Origin of the sequence: Allokutzneria multivorans (assembly GCF_039537405.1) — a bacterium.
GTDB classification, from domain to species: Bacteria; Actinomycetota; Actinomycetes; order Mycobacteriales; family Pseudonocardiaceae; genus Allokutzneria; species Allokutzneria multivorans.
On the sequence record NZ_BAABAL010000019.1, the window covers coordinates 83941 to 106558 of the forward strand.

23 protein-coding genes are annotated in these 22618 nt (G+C 70.2%); 10 read left to right on the forward strand and 13 right to left on the reverse strand.

What is annotated here, in order from left to right; all coding sequences use genetic code 11:
- Positions 1-108: 108 nt before the first annotated feature.
- From ABD798_RS28235 to ABD798_RS28270, 8 genes are all read right to left on the reverse strand, one after another.
- Positions 109-2994 carry a phage/plasmid primase, P4 family gene (locus ABD798_RS28235; RefSeq protein ID WP_344881212.1) on the reverse strand — a complete coding sequence of 962 codons (2886 nt, stop codon included), beginning with the start codon at positions 2992-2994 and terminating at the stop codon, positions 109-111.
- A 155-nt stretch (positions 2995-3149) separates the two neighbouring features.
- Complete coding sequence (locus ABD798_RS28240; protein WP_344881214.1) at positions 3150-3347, reverse strand: hypothetical protein; 198 nt, start codon at positions 3345-3347, stop codon at positions 3150-3152.
- Between the two features lie 204 nt (positions 3348-3551).
- Entirely contained in the window at positions 3552-3845 is a 294-nt protein-coding gene (locus ABD798_RS28245) for a hypothetical protein (protein WP_344881217.1), read from the reverse strand.
- Positions 3842-4390: a hypothetical protein gene (locus tag ABD798_RS28250; protein ID WP_344881220.1), complete on the reverse strand. Its 549-nt coding sequence runs from the start codon at positions 4388-4390 to the stop codon at positions 3842-3844. The genes ABD798_RS28245 and ABD798_RS28250 overlap by 4 nt, the downstream gene beginning before the upstream one ends.
- A gap of 551 nt (positions 4391-4941) precedes the next feature.
- A complete protein-coding gene (locus ABD798_RS28255; protein ID WP_344881223.1) occupies positions 4942-5838 on the reverse strand; it encodes a tyrosine-type recombinase/integrase in 897 nt (298 codons plus the stop codon).
- Positions 5839-5911: 73 nt separating this feature from the next.
- Positions 5912-6919, reverse strand: coding sequence for a non-homologous end-joining DNA ligase (gene ligD, locus ABD798_RS28260; RefSeq protein ID WP_344881226.1), 1008 nt, complete (start codon positions 6917-6919; stop codon positions 5912-5914).
- 28 nt (positions 6920-6947) lie between these two features.
- On the reverse strand, positions 6948-7946 hold the full coding sequence (locus ABD798_RS28265; RefSeq protein WP_344881229.1) for an alpha/beta hydrolase: 999 nt from the start codon (positions 7944-7946) through the stop codon (positions 6948-6950).
- Between the two features lie 79 nt (positions 7947-8025).
- Complete coding sequence (locus tag ABD798_RS28270; protein ID WP_344881232.1) at positions 8026-8703, reverse strand: GntR family transcriptional regulator; 678 nt, start codon at positions 8701-8703, stop codon at positions 8026-8028.
- A gap of 103 nt (positions 8704-8806) precedes the next feature.
- Between ABD798_RS28270 and ABD798_RS28275 the strand changes: the two genes are divergently transcribed.
- The 7 genes from ABD798_RS28275 (at position 8807) to ABD798_RS28305 (ending at position 13714) form a co-directional block, all read left to right on the forward strand.
- Entirely contained in the window at positions 8807-9172 is a 366-nt protein-coding gene (locus tag ABD798_RS28275) for a hypothetical protein (RefSeq protein ID WP_344881235.1), read from the forward strand.
- A 25-nt stretch (positions 9173-9197) separates the two neighbouring features.
- Positions 9198-9608: a peptide-methionine (R)-S-oxide reductase MsrB gene (gene msrB / locus ABD798_RS28280; protein WP_344881237.1), complete on the forward strand. Its 411-nt coding sequence runs from the start codon at positions 9198-9200 to the stop codon at positions 9606-9608.
- A 109-nt stretch (positions 9609-9717) separates the two neighbouring features.
- The gene (locus ABD798_RS28285) at positions 9718-10686 is read left to right on the forward strand and encodes a TIGR04222 domain-containing membrane protein (RefSeq protein WP_344881240.1); all 969 of its coding nucleotides are present in this window, start codon (positions 9718-9720) and stop codon (positions 10684-10686) included.
- Positions 10687-10825: 139 nt separating this feature from the next.
- A complete protein-coding gene (locus tag ABD798_RS28290) occupies positions 10826-11650 on the forward strand; it encodes a TIGR04222 domain-containing membrane protein (RefSeq protein ID WP_344881243.1) in 825 nt (274 codons plus the stop codon).
- Positions 11650-12519, forward strand: coding sequence for a TIGR04222 domain-containing membrane protein (locus ABD798_RS28295; RefSeq protein WP_344881246.1), 870 nt, complete (start codon positions 11650-11652; stop codon positions 12517-12519). Before ABD798_RS28290 ends, ABD798_RS28295 begins: the two co-directional genes overlap by 1 nt.
- A 5-nt stretch (positions 12520-12524) precedes the next feature.
- The gene (locus ABD798_RS28300) at positions 12525-13331 is read left to right on the forward strand and encodes an MbnB/TglH/ChrH family RiPP precursor modification enzyme (RefSeq protein WP_344883594.1); all 807 of its coding nucleotides are present in this window, start codon (positions 12525-12527) and stop codon (positions 13329-13331) included.
- A complete protein-coding gene (locus tag ABD798_RS28305; RefSeq protein ID WP_344881249.1) occupies positions 13328-13714 on the forward strand; it encodes an SCO6045 C-terminal-like domain-containing protein in 387 nt (128 codons plus the stop codon). Before ABD798_RS28300 ends, ABD798_RS28305 begins: the two co-directional genes overlap by 4 nt.
- A gap of 318 nt (positions 13715-14032) precedes the next feature.
- Here ABD798_RS28305 and ABD798_RS28310 read toward each other — a convergent pair whose 3' ends face one another.
- The 4 genes from ABD798_RS28310 to hemE are packed head-to-tail and all read right to left on the reverse strand — an operon-like array spanning position 14033 to position 17877.
- Positions 14033-14686, reverse strand: coding sequence for a class I SAM-dependent methyltransferase (locus tag ABD798_RS28310; RefSeq protein WP_344881251.1), 654 nt, complete (start codon positions 14684-14686; stop codon positions 14033-14035).
- A 2-nt stretch (positions 14687-14688) separates the two neighbouring features.
- Positions 14689-15381 (reverse strand): hydrogen peroxide-dependent heme synthase, encoded by a 693-nt coding sequence (gene hemQ, locus ABD798_RS28315; protein ID WP_344881254.1) that lies wholly within the window; start codon positions 15379-15381, stop codon positions 14689-14691.
- Positions 15369-16799, reverse strand: coding sequence for a protoporphyrinogen oxidase (gene hemG / locus ABD798_RS28320; RefSeq protein WP_344881257.1), 1431 nt, complete (start codon positions 16797-16799; stop codon positions 15369-15371). The genes hemQ and hemG overlap by 13 nt, the downstream gene beginning before the upstream one ends.
- 7 nt (positions 16800-16806) lie before the next feature.
- The gene (hemE, locus tag ABD798_RS28325) at positions 16807-17877 is read right to left on the reverse strand and encodes a uroporphyrinogen decarboxylase (RefSeq protein ID WP_344881261.1); all 1071 of its coding nucleotides are present in this window, start codon (positions 17875-17877) and stop codon (positions 16807-16809) included.
- A gap of 78 nt (positions 17878-17955) precedes the next feature.
- On the opposite strand from hemE, the gene ABD798_RS28330 reads away from it, so the two are divergent.
- Positions 17956-18522 carry a DUF3000 domain-containing protein gene (locus tag ABD798_RS28330; RefSeq protein WP_344881264.1) on the forward strand — a complete coding sequence of 189 codons (567 nt, stop codon included), beginning with the start codon at positions 17956-17958 and terminating at the stop codon, positions 18520-18522.
- A 295-nt stretch (positions 18523-18817) separates the two neighbouring features.
- Here ABD798_RS28330 and ABD798_RS28335 read toward each other — a convergent pair whose 3' ends face one another.
- Positions 18818-19969 (reverse strand): dipeptidase, encoded by a 1152-nt coding sequence (locus ABD798_RS28335; RefSeq protein ID WP_344881267.1) that lies wholly within the window; start codon positions 19967-19969, stop codon positions 18818-18820.
- Between the two features lie 303 nt (positions 19970-20272).
- Here ABD798_RS28335 and ABD798_RS28340 point away from each other — a divergent pair, with 303 nt between their 5' ends.
- Positions 20273-20938, forward strand: coding sequence for a response regulator (locus ABD798_RS28340; protein ID WP_172806562.1), 666 nt, complete (start codon positions 20273-20275; stop codon positions 20936-20938).
- A gap of 325 nt (positions 20939-21263) precedes the next feature.
- The gene (locus ABD798_RS28345; protein WP_425549279.1) at positions 21264-22523 is read left to right on the forward strand and encodes an HRDC domain-containing protein; all 1260 of its coding nucleotides are present in this window, start codon (positions 21264-21266) and stop codon (positions 22521-22523) included.
- Positions 22524-22618: the final 95 nt, after the last annotated feature.

A 22618-nucleotide genomic window follows, 5' to 3' on the forward strand; every position in this document is an offset into this window, starting at 1 on the left:
ACGTTACGCATCCGCACCACCACCGGCGCTGACCTGCGAAATCGCTTGTAACGCAGAGGAGGCGGCCCCCGCGATGGGGGCCGCCTCTGTGGGCTTGGGGCACGGGTTCTACATCTCGACCGCGCCCGACTCCTGGCGCTCGATCTGCTCGGCCCTGGCCTCCTTGTTCAGGTTCAGCCCTACGTAGACCCGGCGGGGCTTGCCCCCGGGGATGATGCGGACCGACTTGGACTCGTGGCCCGAATCCACGATTGCGTTGCCAAATGCCCGCTGCACGCCGGACTTCTCCCGCTGGAGGTCGGCCCACTTCTTGAACTCCTCCCAGGCAACAGCGACCGGGATGCAGCTCTTATGGTCCTCGCATGGGCAGAGCTCGCACATCTCGGCGATGAACCTTTGGTAAAGGCTCATGTCCTGGTACATCGCCTGTGCAGCCCTGACGCACTCCTCGGGCAGGTTGTGGATGACCATCGGGTTGGTCATCGCGTCGGTGTAACCGCACAGGATCCAGTTCAGGACGCCTGGCGCCTCCTCGGTGAGGATCTTCTTGATCAGCTCGGGGTCCTGGTCCTCGTCGGCACGGACGTTGGTCCAGGGCACGGCGATGATTCGTGCCTTCAGTGCCTCATCGGCCCCTTCCACTTGGGGGGCGTGGTTGGTGGCGATCCATGGCACGAACGCCGGGGCGCGATCCTGCACCGCGTCGGCGCGGGTGTAGTTGTCCCGCACCGACAGCCGGTCGCCGCCACTAAAACGCTTGAGCTGGTCGGCGTTGAGCGTGATGCCGTCAGCAGCCTCGGAGGTCCAGGCGAACCGCTTGCTGATCAGGCGGGAGAGCTGCGGATCTCCCCCGCTCTCCCGCTTCGGCCGCAGCATGGAGAGCGGGTAGCTCCCGGCGTATCCGGTGCGGGACTCCTCTGTGTTGTCGAGCAGTCCGCCGATGATCTCCATCAGCGTCGTCTTGCCGGTGCGCTTCTTGCCGATCATCACCGGCAGGATGTGCCGGTCGTTGCCGCCGACGATGCTCAGACCAACCAGGGCGGCGAGCAGGCGACGCACGGCCGGGTTGGGCTGCGACTGGCTCAGGTAGGCGTCGAACCGAGGGCAGGTTGCCGCCGGGTCGTACTCCACGCTGGCGATCTGGGTGAGCCGATCCGCCTTGCGGTGCTCGCGGAACCCGACGGCGCCGTCCAGGCCCAGCTCAACCGCGCCGTTCGTGACGTTGAGTAGCCGGGGGCGGACGTCCCACTGCCCACTTTTGACCTTGATCGCGGGGTGCGACTGGGCAGACGTGGCGCACGCCCGCAACCGCGCATCCATCCGGCTAGCCCCGGCCCACTTCGCGAATGCGCGCGCGGCGCTGCTGCTGTTCACGGTGCGCTCCAGTTCCGCCTTCGCGGCAGCCTTGGCAGCATCGTCACCTGCGGCCTTGACGGCAGCTCTGGCTTCTCCCTCAGCCTTGTCGGCAGCGGCGGCGAGCAGTTGGGCCTGCATGAGCATCCGGTCGGTCAGCAACTCAGCCAGGTACCGCATCCCCGAACCGGGGTCGGTCTCCCACACGCGGCCGTTCCACACGCGCGTCAGCCTGGTGTCGGGCACCCACGCCACCCCATCACCGAAGACAGCAACGAAGCGTTGCCCATTACCCCGATCGTCCAGGGAAAACGCGGTCAGATCGACTTTGGCGCCGTCCAGCGAGTCCGGGGCCTCGGTAGTGGTCTCGATCTGCTCGGCGCCGGTGGTCTCGGAGGCAGTCACGGTGACTTCCTCACCGGGGCTGGTGGCCGGGGCCGCGACGGGTGGGACGAGGGCCAGCGGCGGCCGGTCGCCGGTCGTGCGGGGAGCCAGGGCCCGGTAGCCGTCCACGATGGCCGCGACGCGCTCGAACGCGTCATCTCCGACGACTTCACGAAGGGTGTCGAGCGTGCCGGGGTCGTCCAGGTTGGCCTCGATCACGTCGCGGATCTCGTTGTCGCTAAACGAGACGCCGCACCGGCATCCCTTTCTGTCCTCCGGCGTCGGCTTGGCGAGGATCAGGCCCACGCCCCGGTCACCGTTGACCATGCGGGCGAACTCGCGGGCCGCCTCCTTAGCGCCTCCGCGCCGCTCTCCCGCGACCGCCGCGACGAACGCGGCTTCGGCCTGACGTAGCGCCTCATGTACGCCTGTATGACCCATCTCCGCTACCCGTAGGATCGCGCCGACGGCGGTCAGCATGGCGTCGTGCCGCGACCCGGCGGTGGTGGCCGCCAGCGCGGCGTCCAGCTTGGACCTCATCGCCTTGCACGGCTCGCCGTCCGGTAGGGCAGCCCAAAACGCGGAGTGCTCACCATCCACAAGGGACCGAGCCTGCTCGGCTTCCCTGCCCTCGCGCAGGTACTCCACCAGCGCGGCGGGCAGCTCGGGCAGATCCTCGGGCCTCGGGATCGCGTCCAGGGTGGTGATCTCGCGGCCGTCCGGGGCAAATAGGCGGACGACATTGCCGCCGTCGTCGTCGTTGCGACTTGGGGCCGTCACGCAGTACCGGTGATGCCGCTGGATCAGCTCCACGTCACCCTCGGCGGTGCGCAGGCGAACGCCTTCGGGGACGCGGTAGAGGCACTTGCCGGACGGGTCGTTCAGGCCGCGCGAGGTCACGCGGTACGTGGGCGGGAACCGGACGCCCGCCTCGGCCTCCCAGCGCGCCAGAGTCTGGTCGCCGATCTTCTGCTTGCCGCCCTTGGCGTAAGCATCCACATCGACACCGACGACCCCTGCGGGCATCCGTAGGGCGATGTTCCCGGCAGGCCGGTCCTCTGCCCAGGCGAACAGGTCCGCGAAGGATGCGCGCACGCCGTTGTAGCCGGTAAAGCCCTTCGGGGGCGGGGTCTTCTTCCCGTCGGGCAGGATCAGGACGTCCCAGCCCCGCGCGTAATAGCCCGCGTAGGCGGACTCGAAGGGGCGGGCGGGGTCGAACCGGACGCGTTGTTCCTGGTCAGGAGCTTGCGCTAGCATCGAGGTATCCATTCCGGAACGCCTCGGGGGATGGCAAGCCTCGATGACGACGGCTAGACTTCCTTTCGAGACGTTCCCGCTCAGGTTCGTTCTCGGTCCGCCCCCGCCCAGCGCGCCAACGTTGGGAACACCGGGGGCGGATTTGCGTTTTTCAATCAGACGGCGTTGTCGCCATCGATTTCGGCCAGTAGTTCGCGGACGCGAGCGGCGCGGGCATACGCTGCCGCGCGCATCGGCCGCGTCGCCTCTCGCCGCTGCTCGCCGTCGAGACGCCCCCAGCGCGCAGCATTTGCGACACGGCGCGCAGAGGCGATCTGCTCGGGGCTGGAGCGTCGCGTATAGGTCTTCGCCACGACTTTTCCTTTCGACTGGATAATCGAAAGCTACACGCCACGAACACCTTCCACAAGCTCCCGACCTGCGGAAATAGGTTAGCCGCTCTCGCTGCGGCTAATCATTCCCCAATTGATTAGCCGGTCTCATCCCGGCGCGAAAATTCTGACCAGCGGAAATAGAAAAGCCCCGCCGGAAAGTCCGGCGGGACCTCTCGGGCTGGCCTACCAGGGCTGCCGGGCGACCTCCAGTCCGGCGCCTTCGAGCTGCGCCCAGCCGGCCAACAGCGCCGCCGCACCGCGCGCGACCGAAACCGGCAAGGCCATCGCAGTCCCGGCGAACCGCTCCTCGACGGCGCCCGCCGCGACGATCGCGCTGGTGAGCTTCACCGGCTTCGCTCCGGGTGCCACGACCACGAGCACGTCGCCGTTCTCGACGACGGCGAACTCCCAGCGGCCACGCAGTCCCCGGGCGATACGCCACGCCTCGCGCGCCGCCTCGTCGCGAGCCCGCGTCACCGCGACCACCACCCGCGACGAGTCGACGGTTCGGCGCTTGAGTCGGGGGACTCACTGTCCATTGTGGACAGTTCACGCAGAAGTGCCGCACGCCGCTCGGCACGAGCCAGCTCGTTCACGGTCGCCGCGCGCTGCGCGGCGGCACCATCGGCGGCGGCTCGTTCCAACTCTGCGCGCCGCGCGAGCGCGCGCTGCCGCAGGATCTCGGCGATGCGAGCGAGATCGACGCTGCCGAGGTCGATGCCCAGCTGCTGACGCAGCTCCGAGGCGTTCACGAGGTACGCGCCAACGGCGCGACTGTCCAGCGCGTCGGTGACCCGGACCACCCTTGCGGGTACGAGCGGCACTGTCGGGACGCCCACCTCAACAGCGCCGAAAGCCACCCGCACCGCGCCGTCGGCGTCCACGGCGAACGCGGCCCGCGCGCCGAGGGCATCGGCAACGACCTCCTCGACCGCCACGCGCCGCGCGCCTGGGTTGGTGGCGGCGATCATCGCGGCGATCTCGAGATCAGGCCGGGTTGCGGTGTCCGCCACGTACATCACGCCGCCCCCTTCGCGGAGCGAGAAGCGCGAGCGCGCCGCACCTGAGCTGAGCGCAGAGCCATCCGCCGAAAGTGCGCCTGGCGCGCGTGCTCAGCCCGCCGCGCGCGCTCGGCAGGAGCGAGCGTGCCGTCTGGGTCGACCTCGCGCTCGAAGCGCTCGGTCGCGGCGCGTCGTGCAGCGGCAGTTCGCGCGGTCGGGTCAGTAGTTCGCGCCCACGACGCGTGGGCGGCAAGAGAAGCCCGAAGCGATGATTCAGAACAGTAAGAAATTCGCACGCGTCATCCCTTCATTCGCAGATAAAGATTGTCGACCAATATCGCCATCAGGGTCCGCAAATTGGGTAACGAGCGGACGGACACAGGCTAATTAACGCTGTGCCGCAAAGCAAGCAACGAGGTTTTATAAGCCAGGACAACCGCGGCTAATCAAATGCATTGACTAGCCAGCACCAGAACGGCTCAACTATTAGAAAATGCAGCTCAGCAACTCGCGCACAAAGATCGACGCCCGGAAGCGATCTGCGCGACATTCATCGAAAACACTCGAATGGACTAGAGCCGGTCGCCGAGGCGTAGGCGCTTGTGCGCGGCGCGGGCACGTTCCTCGGCTGCGCTCGCGCCGTACCGCGAGAGCATCGCTTCGCTGGACCAGCCCGCGAGACGCATCAAATCCCTCTCCTGCCCGCCAGCAGCAAGCCAGCTGTGGGCCCACGTGTGCCGAAAGCGGTGTGCGTGCACGCCTTCAACTCCGACTTCCCGGGCGCGCTGCTCAAGGCGGTCAGCGAGGCCGTCGGCTGTCATGCCGCCCCGCTGCCCAAGCCACAATTTTGGCGAATCTGCGTGCGGATGCTGCCGTCGCGCCCGAAGGTACCGATCGAGCGCGCGCGAAGTCTTCGCACCGAACGGCACGACGCGGGGCCGCCGCCCCTTGCCGAGGATGTGGATCACTTCGTGGTCGTCAAGATCTAGATCCTCAAGGCCAATCCCCGCGCACTCCGAGATCCGGATTCCGCAATCGAAGAGAACGCGGATGATCGCGTGGTCGCGACGACTAGCGAAGTCAGCTCCGCCGGTCGCCTTCAGCAACCGTGCGACCTCGTCGTCGGTCAAAACAGGGACGAGCGCGGCAGTGGCCTGCGGCTGTTCCAGTCCTTGCATTGGATCAGCAGGGATCTCGCCCTCTGCGGCCAGCCACCGCGTGAAGCGGCGGAGGCCCTTGAATCGGGTGAGAACCGTCTGCGGACTTTGCTCGTCCCGCAACGATTCCAGCCAACCGACGACAGCATGCTTCGTCAGCGCGTCCACGTCAGGACGGCGCCCCTGCTGCTCCAGCCACTCGCAGAAAAACCGGATCGCCTGGCCGTAAATGATCAACGTGCGTTCAGCCTTGTTGGCAGCCCGCAGCTCACGCCGGAAGGACGCAGCAAGATCAAGAAGAAGCTCCGCCATCCTCCTAGGTTATCCGGTCAGTGACCGCTATGCTAGATCTTGCAGAAGGGAAAGAGGCACTGTTTTCCCAGCTCTACGGGCGTTTGCGGCTCGGCTGCACGCGCTTGGGCTCGCCGGGCATCTTGGGGTAGTCGGGCGGGTACGGCATCTCCCCCTGCCCAGCACGGGCGTCGCGCGAGTACCACTCCAACGCCGTCTCGATGCCGAACGCCTGGTCGTCGATGGCCGCGTGCGCGTCCCCGCGTGAAGCCAGAATCCCGGGCACCGTCAGCACGTCGAAGTCGTTGGGGTCCACAGTGGACAGATCGTCCCAGTGCAGCGGCATGGACACCGTCGCGCGCGGCGTCCCGCGAACCGACCACGCGGAAGCCACCGTCCGGTCCCGCGCCGCCTGGTTGAAGTCGAGGAACACGCGTTCACCGCGCTCCTCCTTCCACCACGACACGGTCGCCTGCTCCGGCATCCGCCGCTCGACCTCGCGCGCGATCGCGATCACCGCGTGCCGGACGTCGATGAAGTCCCACTCCGGCCGAATCCGCACCAGCACGTGGATCCCGCGCCCGCCGGAGGTCTTGGGGTAGCCGGTCAGCCCGGCGTCGGCGAGCACCTCGCGCAGCACTCCGGCGACCCGGACGGCATCGGCGAAGTCGGTGCCGGGCTGCGGGTCGAGGTCGATCCGCAGCTCGTCGGGGTGGTCCACGTGCGGCCTGCGCACCGGCCACGGGTGGAAGTCGAAGGTGCCCAGGTTCGCCGCCCACGCGATCACCGCGGGCTCGGTCGGGCAGACCTCGTCGGCGGGCCGCCCCGAGGGGAAGGTGATCCGCACGGTCTCCACCCACTCGGGCGCGCCCTTGGGAATCCGCTTGGCGTAGAAGGATTCCCCGGTCACACCGTCCAGGAAGCGCTTCAAGGTCGTCGGCCGGTCGCGCAGCACCTTCAGCAGCGGGTCCGCCACCGCGATGTAGTACTCGACGACCTGGCGCTTGGTGATCCCGCGCTCGGGGAAGTACATCTTGTCCGGGCTGGACACCCGCACCGCTCGTTCGCCTACCTGCGTCTCCCACGGCTGCTGCTTGGCCACCGGGCGATGGTAAGCACCAGCACCGACATCAGCACTTCACCGGACCCGCGACAACCCGGCCGAGCCACGCCGTGGCCGCGCGCTGGAACTCCGGCGCCTTCGGGCTGAGCGCCATCGCGTGCCCGGCGCCGGGCAGCACGTAGCCCTCCACGCACGGCGCCGCCGGGTAGAACGGCTTCTCGGCCGCCGCGAGAGCCAGGCAGTTCACCCCGCACATGAACTTGTCGGAGCCGCCGAGCGCGGTCAGCACGGGCACCTTCACCTGAGCGGACAGCGGGCCGACGATCGCCAGGCCCACCGCGTCGACGGCCTCGGTCGGCAGGACGACGTCCTTGGTCGTCTCCTCCAGCTTCACGACCTCGGGGTCGACCGCGCCGGGCTCGTGGAAGAGCTGGCCGCGCGCGCCGGGCTTGGTGGTCAGGTAGGTCGGGTCGTAGCCGCGCGGGCCGAGCACGGCGTCCTTCGCCGCGGGCACCAGTCCGGCCACGAACTCAGCGATGGCAAGGGTGTTCGCCTGATGCGCGAGCCCGGTGACGAGCAGCGCGTCCGCCACGTCCGCCGCGCTGATCGCGATCGTGGCACCGAGGGCGTGCCCGGCGAGGACCACGCGGTCGAAGGCGGTCCCGTCGATCTCGGCAGCCCGCAGCGCCCGCACGATCTCGCGCACGCCCGAGGCCTGGATCGGCGTGGTGACCTGCGAACCGAGCGGCCGCGAACTCTCCCCGGCGCCGAGCCGATCGACGACCGCCGTCGCATAACCGGCGGCGTTGAGCGCCTTGCGGAAGGAGTAGACCTCGGGCTTGTGCGGGAAGTCCCAGTACGCGCGGTTGTAGGTGCCCCCGGGGATCAGCACGACGACGGTGTGCGCGAAGTCCGGGCGGCACAGGGTCCCGCTCATCAACGCTTTGCCCAACAGCACCGGGACCGAGCGCTGGAACGGCTGGCAGTGCGGCTCGGCAGCGCCGGCGGGCACGGGGACGAGCAGAGCGACGGCACAGGCGGACAGCAGAGCGACCAGGCGGCGCATGGGGACCTCCCAGGACAGGGAGATTCAGTGTTGGTCCACTGTGGCCGGTGCGCTCGGCGAAGCGGCCGTCACCACCCACTCAGCCCAAGAACGCACGTTCCGGCAGGTCAAGGTAGGTCAACAGCTGGTCGCGGACGCGGTGCAGGTGCACCCGCATCGTCTCGGCGGCCAGCTCCGGGTCGCCCGCCTCGATCGCCTCGACGAGCCGGTCGTGATCGTCCAGCGAGGCCGAGGAGTGCGCCGGGTCCACCGGGGTCGTGGTGCGCAGCAGGATCACCTGCTGCTGCACGAGGTGGACCTGCGAGGTGATCAACGGACTGCGCGCGGCCTGGAGCAGCCCGCCGTGGAAGTCCAGATCGAGCCGGTAGGGGAAGCGCCGCCCGGACTCGAAGCCCGCACGGGCGTTGGCGCTGCGCCTGCGCAGCTCCCGCACGTCGGCTTCAGTGCGCCGCAGCGCCGCGAACCTCGACGCCTCGCCCTCCAGCGCGACGCGCAGTTCGAAGAGCGCGTGCACCTGCTCGGCGTCCGCCTTGGGCACGTAGGCGCCGCGGTTGGTCCGCAGCACCAGCAGTCCCTCGCTCGTCAGGTGCCGGATCGCCTCGCGGACGGGGCCGCGGCTGATGCCGAAGCGGGTGGCCAGCTCGACCTCGTTGACCCGGGCGCCCGGCGGGATCTCACCGGTGAGCACCAACTCGCGCAGGACCTGGAGCGTGCGCTCGGCGAGGCTGACGTGCACCGGGCTGGCCTCATTGGTCACCTTGGGCGCTCCGCTCCTGGCCGACCCGACAATTGTTGACAGTTCAACCCGCGCCCTTCGCGGTGTCAAGCTTCCGGCGGACGCGGCCCGCTACCGTGGCAGCATGCGCCGCGAGGAGCACGGTGACCGCGCTCGTGACAGGGACAAGGACAGTGGTGGGGACGGGGACAAGGACGGGGCCCCCGCCCAGCCGCCGGGGCGCTTCGGCGACGACCTGGTCGGGCTCGACCCCGACGACCCGGAGGCGCAGGCCTTCGCCGCGCACCTGGACCGCGTCGAGTCGGTGCCCAAGCCGTACACCGTCGAGGGCTACCTGACGCAGTTCGGCGACTTCGCCGAGGCCGCGAACCGGCGCGAGGGCCACCGCAGGCTCTCCGCGGTCGTCATCAGCTGGACGGTGATCCTGGCGCTGGCGAGCGCGGCGGTCGTCGCGTTGATCACCCTCGTCGACGTGCTGGGACTCCTCTGAGCCGGAACGGGGTTACCGTGGCGTCATGGAGCGCCCCGAGGTGGTCAAGTCCGAGCAGGAGTGGCGGGAGCAGCTGACTGCCGCCGAGTACGCGGTGCTGCGCCAGGCGGGCACCGAACCCGCGTGGCGCGGCGAGTACACCGACACCAAGACCCAGGGCGTCTACGACTGCCGGGCCTGTGGCGCCGAGCTGTTCCGCAGTGAGACCAAGTTCGAGTCGCACTGCGGGTGGCCGTCGTTCTTCTCCCCGCTCGCCGGGGACCGGGTGATCCTGCGCGAGGACCGGACCATGGGCATGGTCCGCGTGGAGGTACTGTGCGCCCGGTGCCACAGCCACCTCGGGCACGTTTTCGAGGGCGAGGGCTTCGCGACGCCGACCGACCAGCGCTACTGCATCAACTCGATCAGCCTGCGCTTGGTGCCGGACGAGAGCTGAAGCAAGCTCAAGAGTGCCCTAAAGCTCTCCTAAGCTTTGCTCAAAAGACTTTGACCTGGTGTGACCCAGCTCCCACGATATGGCTTCCTTCGCGTGGTTGGAGGATGCGATGAACGAACCGTGGGGCATCTCCGGGCCGGGTTTCCTAGCGCTGTACGGCACCGCGCTCGCGATCACCCTCCTCTGGGCGCTGCTGGCCCGCGGCCGCGCGCGCCGGGCGAAGGACTGGGCGAGCGCGCCGCTGGGGCTGGACGAGGTCGCGTACCTGACCGGCGCCGAGGACCGCGTCGTCGAACTGTCCGCCTCCCGCCTGCTGCTGGCGGGCAAACTGCACACCTCGCGCACGACGGGCGGGGTGAAGGCGGCGAAGGACGCGACCTCCGAGCACCCGGTCGACAAGGCCGTGCTCAACGCGACCTCGCGCACCGCGGCGCCGATCGGGCGGTTGAATCGCACGCTGCACAGCCACAAGAGCGTCCGTGCGGTGCGGGAGCGCCTCGTCAAGGCCGGTCTCGTCACCGACGCGCCCGCCACGGCACGCGCACGCGCCGGTGTCGTCCCGATGATCGTGCTGGGCGTGATCGGCGTGGTGCGCCTCTTCACCGGGATCGCGGGCGGCTACCCCGTCGGCTACCTCGCCACGCTGCTCGCGCTGACGACGCTGTTCGTCGTGGTGCTGCGCGCGTGGAAGCTGCCCCCGCTGACCTCGGCGGGCAAGCGGCTGGCCGACGCCGCGTACAGCTACGTCGAGCAGCCAGGGACGGTGGTCGACGTGCCAGGACTGGACACGGCGGCGCTGCGCGATCCCCGGCTCGGCAGGGTCGCGGTGCGCGGGTTCGACGCCCACCCCGACCTGGAAGTCAGAACTGCCTCGATCAAGGGTGAACCGAACGGCGGTTCGCAACGTCTGACCCGCCGTGGACGCAACCGTTCCTCCGGCTACACCGACCACAGCTCGTACGCGGCGGGTGGCGCCGTGTTCGTGGCGGGTGGCGGGAGCAGCTGTGGCAGCAGCTCCGGAGGCGGCGGGGGCGGTTGTGGTGGCGGGGGCGGCTGCGGTGGAGGCGGAGGCGGGTGAGCTCGATGTCCCCTGCTGGGGGTGGATATCGGGTGGCACTCGCCCACTGACTCGACCGCGGTCGTACTGAGCACGCGCCCCACTCGTGGGAAGACCACGAGTGGGGCGCTGTGTCCACTGAGGAAGCTGGGGGCGGAGCATGAGCACGTTTTTCGTTGTCGCGTACGGTTCTTCCTTGCTCGGTCTGATCTTCCTGACGGCGTGGGCACGCCGACCCGCGCCCGCGAAGTCCACTGTGGACATTGAGCTGAGCTGCTTCGACGTCGCCTATCTGCGGGGCGGTCAGCAGCGCGTCGCCGAGGCCGCGATCGCTCGGCTGCTGCACGACGGGCAACTCCGCACGACCAGGCTCGGCGGCCTCGTGCGCGTGGAAAACGCCCTGGGGGACAACGAGATCGAAGAGGCAGTGCTGGCAGCGGCTCCGCTGAGCAGCGCTGTGACGGTCTCCGCGTTCACCACGCGGGTGCTCAAGCGCGATGCGGTGCTCTTCTCGGCGGAAGAGCTGATCACGAGCGGCCTGGCGATCAGCGAGCGGGACCGGACGAAGCTGCGCCGCGCAGGTCTTCCCCTGTTCGCCTTCGCCGCGCTCGGCGTGGTCGCCGTACTCCTCCAGCCATGGCTGCTCGTCGTCTCGATCCCGCTGGCAGCGCTACCGATCGGCATCTTCGTGCTGGCCTGCCGTCCGCTCGGCACGGCGACCGCCCTCGGAGCGCGGCGCGCCCAGGAAGCGGGCTCCGCGCTGACCCACCCGGCGGCTGGTCCTGTTGCTCTGCAAGGATTCCAGCACTTCCCGGACGAGACCCTGCGGCAGTACGCGCAGGAGCTGCGTCCGGCCAAGGTGCCGCACCTGCCCGATCGCCCGAAGGGGCGGGGCAAGCAGTCGGGTCGCGACACCCACACGTGCTCGACCGGTCACGGCGGCGGGAGCTACTCCGCCTGCACCGGCGGTGGAGGGGGGTACTGATGGACGCCATGCTGTGGTCGACAGTCCTGGTCGGATCGCTCGGCTGGGCCTTCCTGACCCGCTTCCTGATCCAGATCCGTTCGACCAGCCAGTACGCGCAACGGGTGCTGACGCCGACGGATCTGGCCTACCTCGCGGGCGGTCCGCGTCGGGTGGTCGAGGTGTGCGTGGTTCGCCTGCACGAGGTCAACGCGCTGAGGCTGCCCAGGACGACCGGACAGTTCAAGTCGATCTCAGGATCGCTCTGGGCCGACCCGGTCGAAGAGCTGGTGCTCGACCGCTCGAAGAGCGCGATCTCCTTGCGGGGGCTGAGCAACTGGATCTACCGCTCCGACAAGGTGAAGGCGGTCCGCGACCGCCTCGTCGAGGAAGGGCTCGCCAACGGCCCCGCCCAGTCGGCGCGAGCGCGCCGGGCCGTCTACCCCGCGATCGTGGTGCACCTGCTCGCGTTCGTCATGCTGTTCCTCGGCGAGACCGACCTGATCTTCCTGCCGTTCTTCGGCCTGGCGATGTCGATGATCCTGCTGTCGTGGAAGCTGCCGCTGCGAACCTCCGCCGGTAAGCGCGCGTTGCACTCCAGCCCCGCCGTCGAGCCGCTGACCGTCAACGCCGTGATCTACGGCGGCATCGGAGCGCATCCGGTCGTCGAGACGCGGCGCGCGATCCGCAAGGGCTCCGTGCCGTCGACGGAGTCCGGCGCCGGTCTCGTCTCCTCCACGTGCGCCGTCGCCGGTGGATACTCCTGCGGTAGCTCCTGCGGGAGCTCTTCATCGTCGTCGTGCGGGAGCTCGTCGTCCTCCTGCGGGAGTTCGTCCTCGTCCTGCGGCGGCGGTGGCGGCGGTTGTGGTGGCGGAGGAGGCGGTTCGTGAGCACGATCCCGGAGCTCGGCGTCGGCATCGGTTGGCGCGAGGAGATCGACCTGACCGTGGAGCGACTGCCCGGCGTGGACTTCGTCGAGGTCGTCGCGGAGAACCTGCACGCGCACGACCTGCCCGAATCCCTTCGGCTGCTGCGCGAACGCGGCACTCCGGTGATCCCGCACGCGGTGTCGCTGTCGCTCGGCGGGGCCGACCCGTTGGAGATGTCCAGGGTCGAACACCTCGGCGCGATCGCCGACATCGTCGGAGCGCCGCTGGTCAGCGACCACGTGGCCTTCGTCCGCGCGGGCGGCCTGGAGGCCGGGCACCTGATGCCCGTCCCGCGCACCCGCGACGCGCTCGAGGTGTTGTGCGCCAACGTGAAGCAGGCCCAGGCGGCGTTGAGCGTCCCGCTCGCGCTGGAGAACGTCGCCGCGCTCCTGGAGTGGCCGGGCGCCGACCTCACCGAGGGCGAGTTCCTGGCCGAACTCGTCGAGCGCACCGACTGCTGGCTGCTCATCGACGTGGCCAACCTGCACGCCAACTCCCTCAACCTCGGCACCGACGCGCAGGCCTTCCTCGACGTGATCCCCTTGGAGCGCTTGGCGTACGTGCACGTGGCCGGCGGAGCTGACGAGCACGGCGTCTACCACGACACGCACGCCCACGCCGTGCCCGCGCCCGTCCTGGAGCTGCTCGGCGAACTGTGCTCGCGCGTGCGCCCGCCCGGCGTGCTGCTCGAACGCGACGACGCCTACCCCACCGACGCCGAGCTGTCCGGAGAACTCGCCAGCATCCGCGCCGTCGTCGAGGCCTCCCGATGACTCCCGCTCACTCCCCCGGCTCCCCTGGCTCCCCTCGTGAGCGCGTCGCGCTGGCCCAGGCCGAACTCCTGCGCGCACTCGTGGCCGACGGCACCGCCCCCTCCGGCTTCGACCCCGACCGCCTGGCCCTCCAGTCACGATCACTGCTCGCCAAGCGAACCCGCGTCATGGCCGCCGTCCGCCCCGACCTGGCCGAGGCCCTCGGCGAGCGCTTCCGCGACCTCTTCCACCTGTACGCCAAGGAAAACCCGCGCCCCACCGGCACCGGCTACCGCGCCGACTCCGAGTCCTTCACCACCTGGCTCCACACCCACCACCACCTCCCCCGCACCCCCCGCCGCCCCCGCTGGCGCTGGCCCTTCTCCACCCCCCGCACCCCTTAAGCCCTGAACGACCCCTTCAGGTCCTCCACCGCACCAAACGACCCGTCCAGGGCCCCCAGTGCACCAAACGACCCGTTCAGTGCCCCCAACGCACCAAACGACCCGTTCAGCGCGCTCAACGCACCAAACGGGTCGTTCAGGGCTCCCCACCACGCGCGCCAATGACCCGTTCATGTGGTTGAGCGCGCTGAATGACTCATTGAGGTACTTCAGCGTCCTCAATAAGTCATTCAGCTACTTACAACGGACCAAACGCGGCATTGGTGGCGGGCGGAGTGCCGCGGTCGGCCGAAGGGGTGCGTCAGCCGAAGGGATGCGTCAGCGGCGGGGGTGGGTGAGCGGCGTGAAGGCGAGGCCGGTGACGAAGGGGGTCACACGGCGCGCGGCGACGAGGCGCAGGCCGGCGGCGGTGGCGGCGCGCTCCCACTCGGTGCGCGGGGGCAGGCGCCACGCGACGGGGCCGAAGACGGCGGTCGTGGCGGGGCCGCGGTGCTGTTCCACCAACACGATCCGGCCGTCCTCGCGCAGCGTCCGGCGGGCCTGCTCGAAGAAGCGCTCACGATCGGCGGGCTCGGGCAGGTCATCGGCGGCGAACACGACGAGCACCGCGTCGAGTCCTTTGTGGACAGTCCACTCGCGCTCGGACTCCGGTGGCACGACGGTGACGTGGGCGCTGCCGGTGACCTCGCGCAGCTCGGGGCCGAACTCCATGTCGCGTGGCGCGACGACGAGATAACGCCGCAGCCGCAAGGGAAGCAGCTCGGACAGCCACCGCCAGCGCCGCAGCTCCGACGCCTCGTGGACCCACCAGGACGCGACCAGCCCGGCCGCGCCGAACCAGCAGAAAACCACGCTCAGCACCCATAACAGCACGCGCGGCAGGGCGCGGCGGCTGCGACGGGCGCACCATCCCGTCAGGGCGGCGAGGGCCAGCCCGACGACGGGCACACGTTGGAGCGGGGAGCGCTTCACCGTCAGGGCAGGTTGCGGACGAGCTCCTGCACCGGCGTCCGGGTGCCGGTGTAGAACGGGATCTCCTCGCGCACGTGGCGGCGAGCCTCGGTGGACCGCATGTGCCACATCAGGTCGACGATGCGGTGCAGCTCGTCCGCCTCGAAAGCCAAGATCCACTCGTAGTCGCCGAGCGCGAAGGACGCAACGGTGTTCGCGCGGACGTCCGGGTAGTCGCGGGCGGCCTTGCCGTGGTCGGCGAGCATCTTGCGGCGGTCCTCGTCCGGCAGCAGGTACCAGTCGTAGGAGCGGACGAACGGGTACACGCACACGTAGCGACGCGGGTCCTCACCGGCGAGGAAGGCCGGGATGTGGCTCTTGTTGAACTCCGCGGGGCGGTGCAGCGCCACGTTGCTCCACACCGGCTTGGCGACGCGCCCGACCATGGTGCGGCGGAAGTCGGTGTAAGCGGCCTGGAGCGGCTCGATCTCCTCGGCGTGCCACCAGATCATGAAGTCCGCGTCGGCGCGCAGGCCCGCGAGGTCGTAGACGCCGCGCACCACCACGTCGCCCTTGTCCTCCAGGGCCTCGAAGAAGTGCTGCGCTTCCTCGGCTGCCTTCTCGTGACCTGACAGCTGCCCGGCCGGGAAGGAGAACACCGACCACATCGTGTAGCGAATCGTGTTGTTCAGCTCGTTGTAGTTCAGGCGCGCCATGCATCCATGGTCGCACCGGCCCGGAGGTGCTCCACCACCCGGGTCGCGGCTTGCCTGCCGGTGAGCACGCACGCGGGCACACCCACCCCCGCCAGCGCGGCCCCGGCCACCGCCAAGCCGGGCAGCTCGGCCACCGCGCGACGGATCTCCGCGACCGCGCCCAGGTGCCCGACGCCGTACTGGGGCAGCCCGCCGCCCCACCGCTGGACCACCACGTCGACCGGCTTCACCGTGACGCCGGACAGCTCGGCAAGATCGGCGAGCACCGCTGTGACCAGCTCGGAGTCCTCCCGTTGCAAGGTCTCGACCTCGCCGTAGCGCCCGACCGAGGCCCGCAGGAGCACCGCCTCGCCCGCGAGGTGCGACCACTTGCGGCTGGAGTACGTGAACGCCTTCGCGGTGAAGGGCGTGCCGTCGGAGTGCCGCTCCCCCAGCGCGATCAGGTTCCCGGAGGTCTGCGGCAGCTCGGTGCCCGGCGGCAGCGCGAGCGAGATCACCGCCATGGACGCGACGTCGATCCGCGCGAAGGCCGCTGCGGCTCCAGGCGAGATGGGCTCGAACAGCTTGCGCGCGGCAGGGCTCGGCACCGCGACCACCACCGCGTCGAACTCGAAGAACTCCGGCGAAGGCGCGGGGCCGGTCTCCACGCGCCAGCCGGTCGGAGTGCGGTGCAGCGCGCGCACAGTCGTGCGGTCGCGGAGCTCAGCGCCGGCGTGCGCGGCAAGCGCATCGGTCAGCCCGCCAAGTCCGCCGCTCAGCGTGCCGAACACCGGCGGACGCGTCGTCCCTGGCGCGGGCGGAGGTCCGACGGCGGCGTTCGCCGCGGCGGTCAGCGAGGTCGCTCCCCGGTCGAGCGCGTCGGCGAGCGGCGTCATCGTCGCCCGCACACCAAGATCGTCAGCGCGGCCCGCGTAGACCCCGCCGAGCAGGGGCTCGACCAGCCGCTGGACGACCTCGCGCCCGAACCGCTCGGACAACAACCGCCCCACGGACGCGTCCCCGTCACCCCACTCCACCGGCGGCAGCTCGGCCTCGGCGGCGGCCAGGGCGGCTCCTTCGGCCGAGAGCACCGAAGACAGCTTCGCCGGATCAGCCGGTACGCCGAGGAACGTCCTTGGCGGGAGCCCGACCGTTCGGCCACCGGCGTGCACAGCGGGCGCGACACCGGTCGTCGGGTGCACCAGCTCCGCGCCGAGCGCCAGCTCCGCGACCAGGTCGAACGCCTCCGGTCGACGGCTCACGAAAGCCTCGGCGCCGACGTCGACGCGACGCCCAGCCAGCTCCACCGTGCGCAGCTTGCCGCCGACGCGGTCAGCCTGCTCGAACACGGTGATCGACACCGCGTCGCCGAGCTGGCGCCGCACCTCGTAGGCGGCGGTCAGCCCCGCAACGCCACCTCCGACAACCCCGACGCGCATCTGCGGCCTACAGCGAGTGGATCAGCTCGACGACCCGGGTGATCACCGTGGGGTCGGTGTCCGGCAGCACGCCGTGGCCCAGGTTGAAGATGTGCCCGCGCGCCGCCTTGCCCTCGGCGTGGATGCGGCGGACCTCGCGCTCCAGCGCGTCCCACTCGGCGGTGAGCAGCGCGGGGTCGAGGTTGCCCTGCACGATCGGAGCCGGCTGCTCCGGCGCGGCGGCGACCAGGCGGCGGACCGCCTCGTCGAGCGGGATGCGCCAGTCGACACCGACCACGTCGGCCCCGGCCTCGCGCATCGCGGGCAGCAGCTCGCCGGTGCCCACGCCGAAGTGCACGCGCGGCACGCCCGCGTCGACCAGCTCGCTGAGCACGCGCTTCGAGTGCGGCAGCACGAACTCGCGGTAGTCCCGCTCCGACAGCGCGCCCGCCCACGAGTCGAACAGCTGCACCGCGTCCACCCCGGCGTCCAGCTGCGCGCGCAGGAAGGTCGCCGCGATGTCCGCCAGCGCGCCCAGCAGCGCGTGCCAGGTCTCGGGGTCGGAGTGCATCAGGGCCTTGGTGCGCTCGTGGTTGCGGCTCGGCCCGCCCTCGATGAGGTAGGAGGCCAGCGTGAACGGCGCGCCGGAGAAGCCGATCAACGGCGTCTCGCCCAGCTCGGCGGTCAGCAGGCGCACCGCGTCCGCGACCGGCGCGACCTGGTCGAGCGCGAGCTTCGGCAGCGCCGCGACGTCGGCGACCGTGCGCACCGGGTCAGCCACGACCGGGCCGACCCCGGCGACGATCTCCACGCCGATGCCCGCAGCCGCGAGCGGCACAACGATGTCGCTGAACAGGATCGCCGCGTCGACGCCGTGCCTGCGGATCGGCTGCATGGTGATCTCGCAGACCAGGTCCGGCGTCATGCACGCCTCCAGCATCGCGGTGCCCTTGCGGACCTCGCGGTACTCCGGGAGTGAGCGGCCGGCCTGGCGCATGAACCAGACGGGCGTGTGCGCCGGCGCGCCGCCACGCGCGGCGACCAGGAGTGGGGCCTGGGAAAGGTCTCGGCGGGCGGAGACCGCACTGGGAGTTGTCATCGCCCCGTTATGGTCCCACGCCCGGTCCCCGGCGTGGCCTACGGCCGTCGTGCTCGCTCTCGCCCTAGAGTCGATCTCGTGACCGGGATATCGGCGGAGCCCGAGGTTTTCCGGGAGGCGGTGGCCGCACTGCGGTCGGTGCAGCCGCGGCCCGAGATGGACGTCAGCGAGGTCAAGGCGCCGCAACGCCTGGCTCCCTGGGCGTACGCGCTCAGCGCCGAGGTGGACGGTCCCGCTGGCGAGCTGGCGACCGGCAGGCTGGTGCTGCTGCACGACCCCGACGGCGCCCAGGCGTGGGACGGGGTCCTCCGGCTCGTGGTGCTGGTCCGCGCGGAGCTCGACACCGAGCTCGCGGGCGATCCCCTGCTCCCCGAAGTCGGCTGGTCCTGGCTGACCGACGCCCTGGAGACCTCCGGCGCGGAGTGGACCGCGCTCGGCGGCACGGTCACCCAGACCTCCTCCGCCCGCTTCGGCGACATCGCCGGGCCCACGCACACCCACGACCTGGAGCTGCGCGGTTCGTGGACCGCGCTCGACACCCGCCTGGCCTCCCACGGCCAAGCCTTCTGCGAGCTCCTCGCCAGCGCCGCCGGCCTCCCCCCAGCAGGCGTGACCCTCTTCGGCCAACGCAAGGCCAACTGCTGACCCGCCCTCAAGCCCCTCAAGCCCCGAACGACCCCTTCAGGTCCTCCACCGCACCAAACGACCCGTTCAGCGCCCCCAGTGCACCAAACGACCCGTTCAGGGCTCCTAACGCACCAAACGACCCGTTCAGCGCGCTCAACGCACCAAACGGGTCGTTCAGGGCTCCCCACCACGCGCGCCAATGACCCGTTCATGTGGTTGAGGGTGCTGAATGAGTCATTGAGGGCGCTCAAGTACCTCAATGAGTCATTCAGCTCCTTCAACGGACTGAACGGGGCATTGGCGGGGCGGTGGGTCAGAGCTTGGCGGCGATGTGTTCGGCGTCGCGGAGGACGCGGAGGGCGTTGCCGGAGGTGAGCTTGGCGCAGTCCTGGGTGCTCCAGCCGCGTTCGAGCAGTGCGGCGATCAGTGCCGGGTAACCGGAAACGTCCTCAAGGCCGACGGGCAGTTCGCTGACGCCGTCGTAGTCGCCACCGAGACCGATGTGGTCGATGCCAGCGACCTCGCGGGCGTGCTCGACGTGCTTGACGATCGTGTCGATGGTGACCTCGGGCCGGGGCACGCGGGCAGCGCGCGAGCGCAGGCCGGACGCCCAGACCGCGTCGTCGGCCGGGTCCTGTCCCGCCGCCGACAGCTCCTCGCGCAGGGCGTCGTCCCAGGCGGCCCGCTCCTCGGAGACGAACTTCGGCACGAAGGTCACCATGCAGAGGCCGCCGTTGCCCGCGAGCCGGGACAGCACGTCGTCGGGCACGTTGCGCACGTGGTCGGCGACCGCGCGGCAGGAGGAGTGGCTGAAGATCACCGGGGCGACCGAGGTGTCCAGGGCGTCGCGCATGGTCGACGGCGCCACGTGGGAGAGGTCGACGAGCATGCCGAGGCGGTTCATCTCGCGGACCACCTCGCGGCCGAAGTCGCTCAGCCCGCCCACCGCGGGCTCGTCGGTGGCCGAGTCGGCCCACGGGACGTTGTCGTTGTGGGTGAGCGTCATGTAGCGAACGCCCAGGCGGTACAGCGCGCGCAGCGCCCCGAGGGACTCGGCGATGCAGTGCCCGCCCTCCGCGCCGAGAAGGGATGCAACCTTCCCGTCGGCCATCGCCGTCTCCACCTCGTGGGCGGTGAGCGCGAGGCGGAGGTCCTCCGGGTAGCGGCCGGCGAGGTCGTGCACGAGTTCGATCTGTTCCAGCACGGCCGTGACCGCACTGTGACCTGTGTAGCCGCACGGGACGTAGACCGACCAGAACTGCCCGCCGACGCCTCCTCGGCGCAGCCGCACAAGATCAGTGTGAGTCGCGGTCTGCTCCGCCGAGAGGTCCAGGACCGCCGCCGCGGCGATCGTGTCGCCGTCGGCGATCTTGCGCAGGGCCCAGGGGAGATCGTTGTGCCCGTCGAGGACCGGAGCGGCCCGCAGGAGCTCTCTGGACGTGGTCAGGGCCTGCTCTGCTAGCACCACAACTCCTTGTATTCGCTCGATCGCGGCGAGACGTTAACCACCCCCGCCGGGAACCCCCGATCGTGTGATCAGAGTGCAGCAAAGTCACACCCCGATCGGGACAGATACCCAATTGATCGTCCCGCTTACCCTCTCGGGCGGCTACGCTGCCTCCGACGACACCACTTTCGGTGGATCGGTGGCGCGGCCGATCGGTCGAAAGTCCCGGTGCCGGTCGGGGGGCACGACCGACTCCAGGGAGGTAGTGACGTGGCTGCCGTCGGCTTAGGACAGGCCGTTCGTACCACGCCAGCCGGCACCATGCCGGCGAACATGGTCCCGCACCCGCGGGAAGAGCTGTTTTCGGTGCTGGTGGTCGATGACCACCCACTGCTGAGGGAGGCCATCGCGGCCCGACTCATGCAGATGGGAGCCGGCACGGTGCACGAGGCCGCATCGGTGGCCGAGGCGAGGGCGCGCGCTCTCGCCACGGGTCCGTGCGACCTCGCGATCCTCGACCTCGGACTCCCGGACGGGAGTGGCATCGACCTGGTCACGGAGCTCCGTGCCCAGGGCTGGCCTCGAATCGTGGTCCTGGCATCCTCCGACGACCCGTACGCGGTACGGGCCGCCTTCCAGGCAGGCGCACAGGCCTACCTGCTGAAGTCGGCCTCGCCGATGGTGGTCACCGACGGGGTGCGCAGGGTCCTCGAGGGCGGCGTCTACGCCGATCCCAGTGTGGCTCCGGTCCTCGCGGCCGGAACCCGGGTTCCCGGTACGGACAACACGCCGCGGGAACTCTCCGCGCGTGAGGTCGAGGTTCTCCAGCTGGTCGCCGATGGCCGATCGAACAAGGAGATCGGCGAGGCACTCAACCTGTCGGCGCTCACGGTGAAGTCTCACCTGTCGCGGATAGGGCGCAAGCTGGGCACCGGTGACAGAGCACAGATGGTTGCGCTGGCCATGCGGGCCGGCGTGATCCGCTGAACCCCTCGGTGAGGGGGAGGGCAAGACACGCCTGGCCGGGCACGTGATTCACCGATCTTCACGTGCCCGGTACAGGTCGGACGACGGCGTGACCTCGTACCGTACGCGCGGTGCGTGCGAGGTCCCGCTCTTCGTCATGCCCGCACCACTTCACCTGGGGTTTTCGGGTAACTCCGCACGGGGGCCGCACACCCCCGGCGGGGTCCGGAACCCGCCGGGGTGACCGGGGTGAAGGACATCTGTGGATGATTCCTGCCCGGAAACACCTCAGAGCTTTGAGTCTCCCGCTGCTGACCGACCGGTCGGGCGCATAAGGTCTTACGGCGTGGATTCAGGCTCACCCGCGCTCTCCTCAGACCCCGCATCGCCCGCCGCCGAACCGGTGCCGTTGACCCGGCCGGCGGAGGGGGTGCCCCCGGTGGTCGAAACGCTGCCCGCGCTGCGTGCGGCGGTCGCCAAGCTCGCCGCCGGGCACGGCCCGTACGCCGTGGACACCGAACGCGCCTCCGGCTACCGCTACTCCCAACGGGCGTACCTGGTGCAGCTGCGACGCGAGGGCGCCGGGTCGGTCCTGGTGGACCCCATCCCGCTGGGCAAGGACATCGACCTGCTGGGCGAGCTGATCAACGGCGCCGACTGGGTGCTGCACGCCGCCTCGCAGGACCTGCCCTGCCTGGCCGAGCTGGACCTGCGCCCCGGCGGGCTCTTCGACACCGAGCTGGCCGGACGGCTGTGCGGCTTCGAGCGGGTCGCGCTGGGCGCGCTGGTCGAGCGGCTGCTGGGCTACCGGCTGGAGAAGGGCCACGGCGCGGCGGACTGGTCGCGCCGACCGCTGCCGGAGGAGTGGCTCTCCTACGCGGCGCTGGACGTGGAGCTGCTCGTCGAGCTGCGCAATCGTCTGGAGAAGGAGCTCATCGCCCAGGACAAGCTGGACTGGGCGCTGGAGGAGTTCGAGGCGGTGCGCACGGCGCCCCCACCCGGTCCGCGCGCCGAGCCGTGGCGCCGCACCTCCGGCATCCACAAGCTGCGCTCGCCCCGGCAGTACGCGGCGGCGAGGTCGCTGTGGCAGGCGCGCGACGGACTGGCGCGGCAGCGCGACATCGCCCCGGGCCGTGTGCTGCCGGACGCCGCGATCGTGGAAGCGGCCCTGAACGACCCGCCGAGCGAGCGGGAGCTGTTGGGGCTGCCCGTGTTCCGGGGACGCGCCCAGCGGCGCCAGGTGGACATCTGGGCGGGCGCGCTGCGTGAAGCACGCGAGCTGCCCAAGAGCGAGCTGCCCGACCCCTCTCCCCCGCACGACGGCCCGCCCCCGCCCAACCGCTGGGCCGAGCGCGACCCGGCCGCGGCGGCGCGGTTGCAGGCGGCGCGCGGGGCGCTGACCGAACGCTCCAAGGAACTGCGGATGCCGGTGGAGAACATGCTCCAGCCCGAGCTGGTGCGCAGGCTGTGCTGGCAGCCGCCCGCGGACGCGACCGAGGACGCGGTGCGCGAGGCGCTGGCCAAGGGCGGCGCGCGGAACTGGCAGATCGGGCTGACCTCGGGCCTGCTCGTGACCGCGTTGCAGGCCACGCCCGCCAGCTCCTGAGCTGTGATCGAGCAGACAGGCGCACACCAGTGGTTACCGGTCGGTAGCGCCCGCTAGAGTGGTGGTTACCGGCCGGTAATACGGCCTGGCAGTCT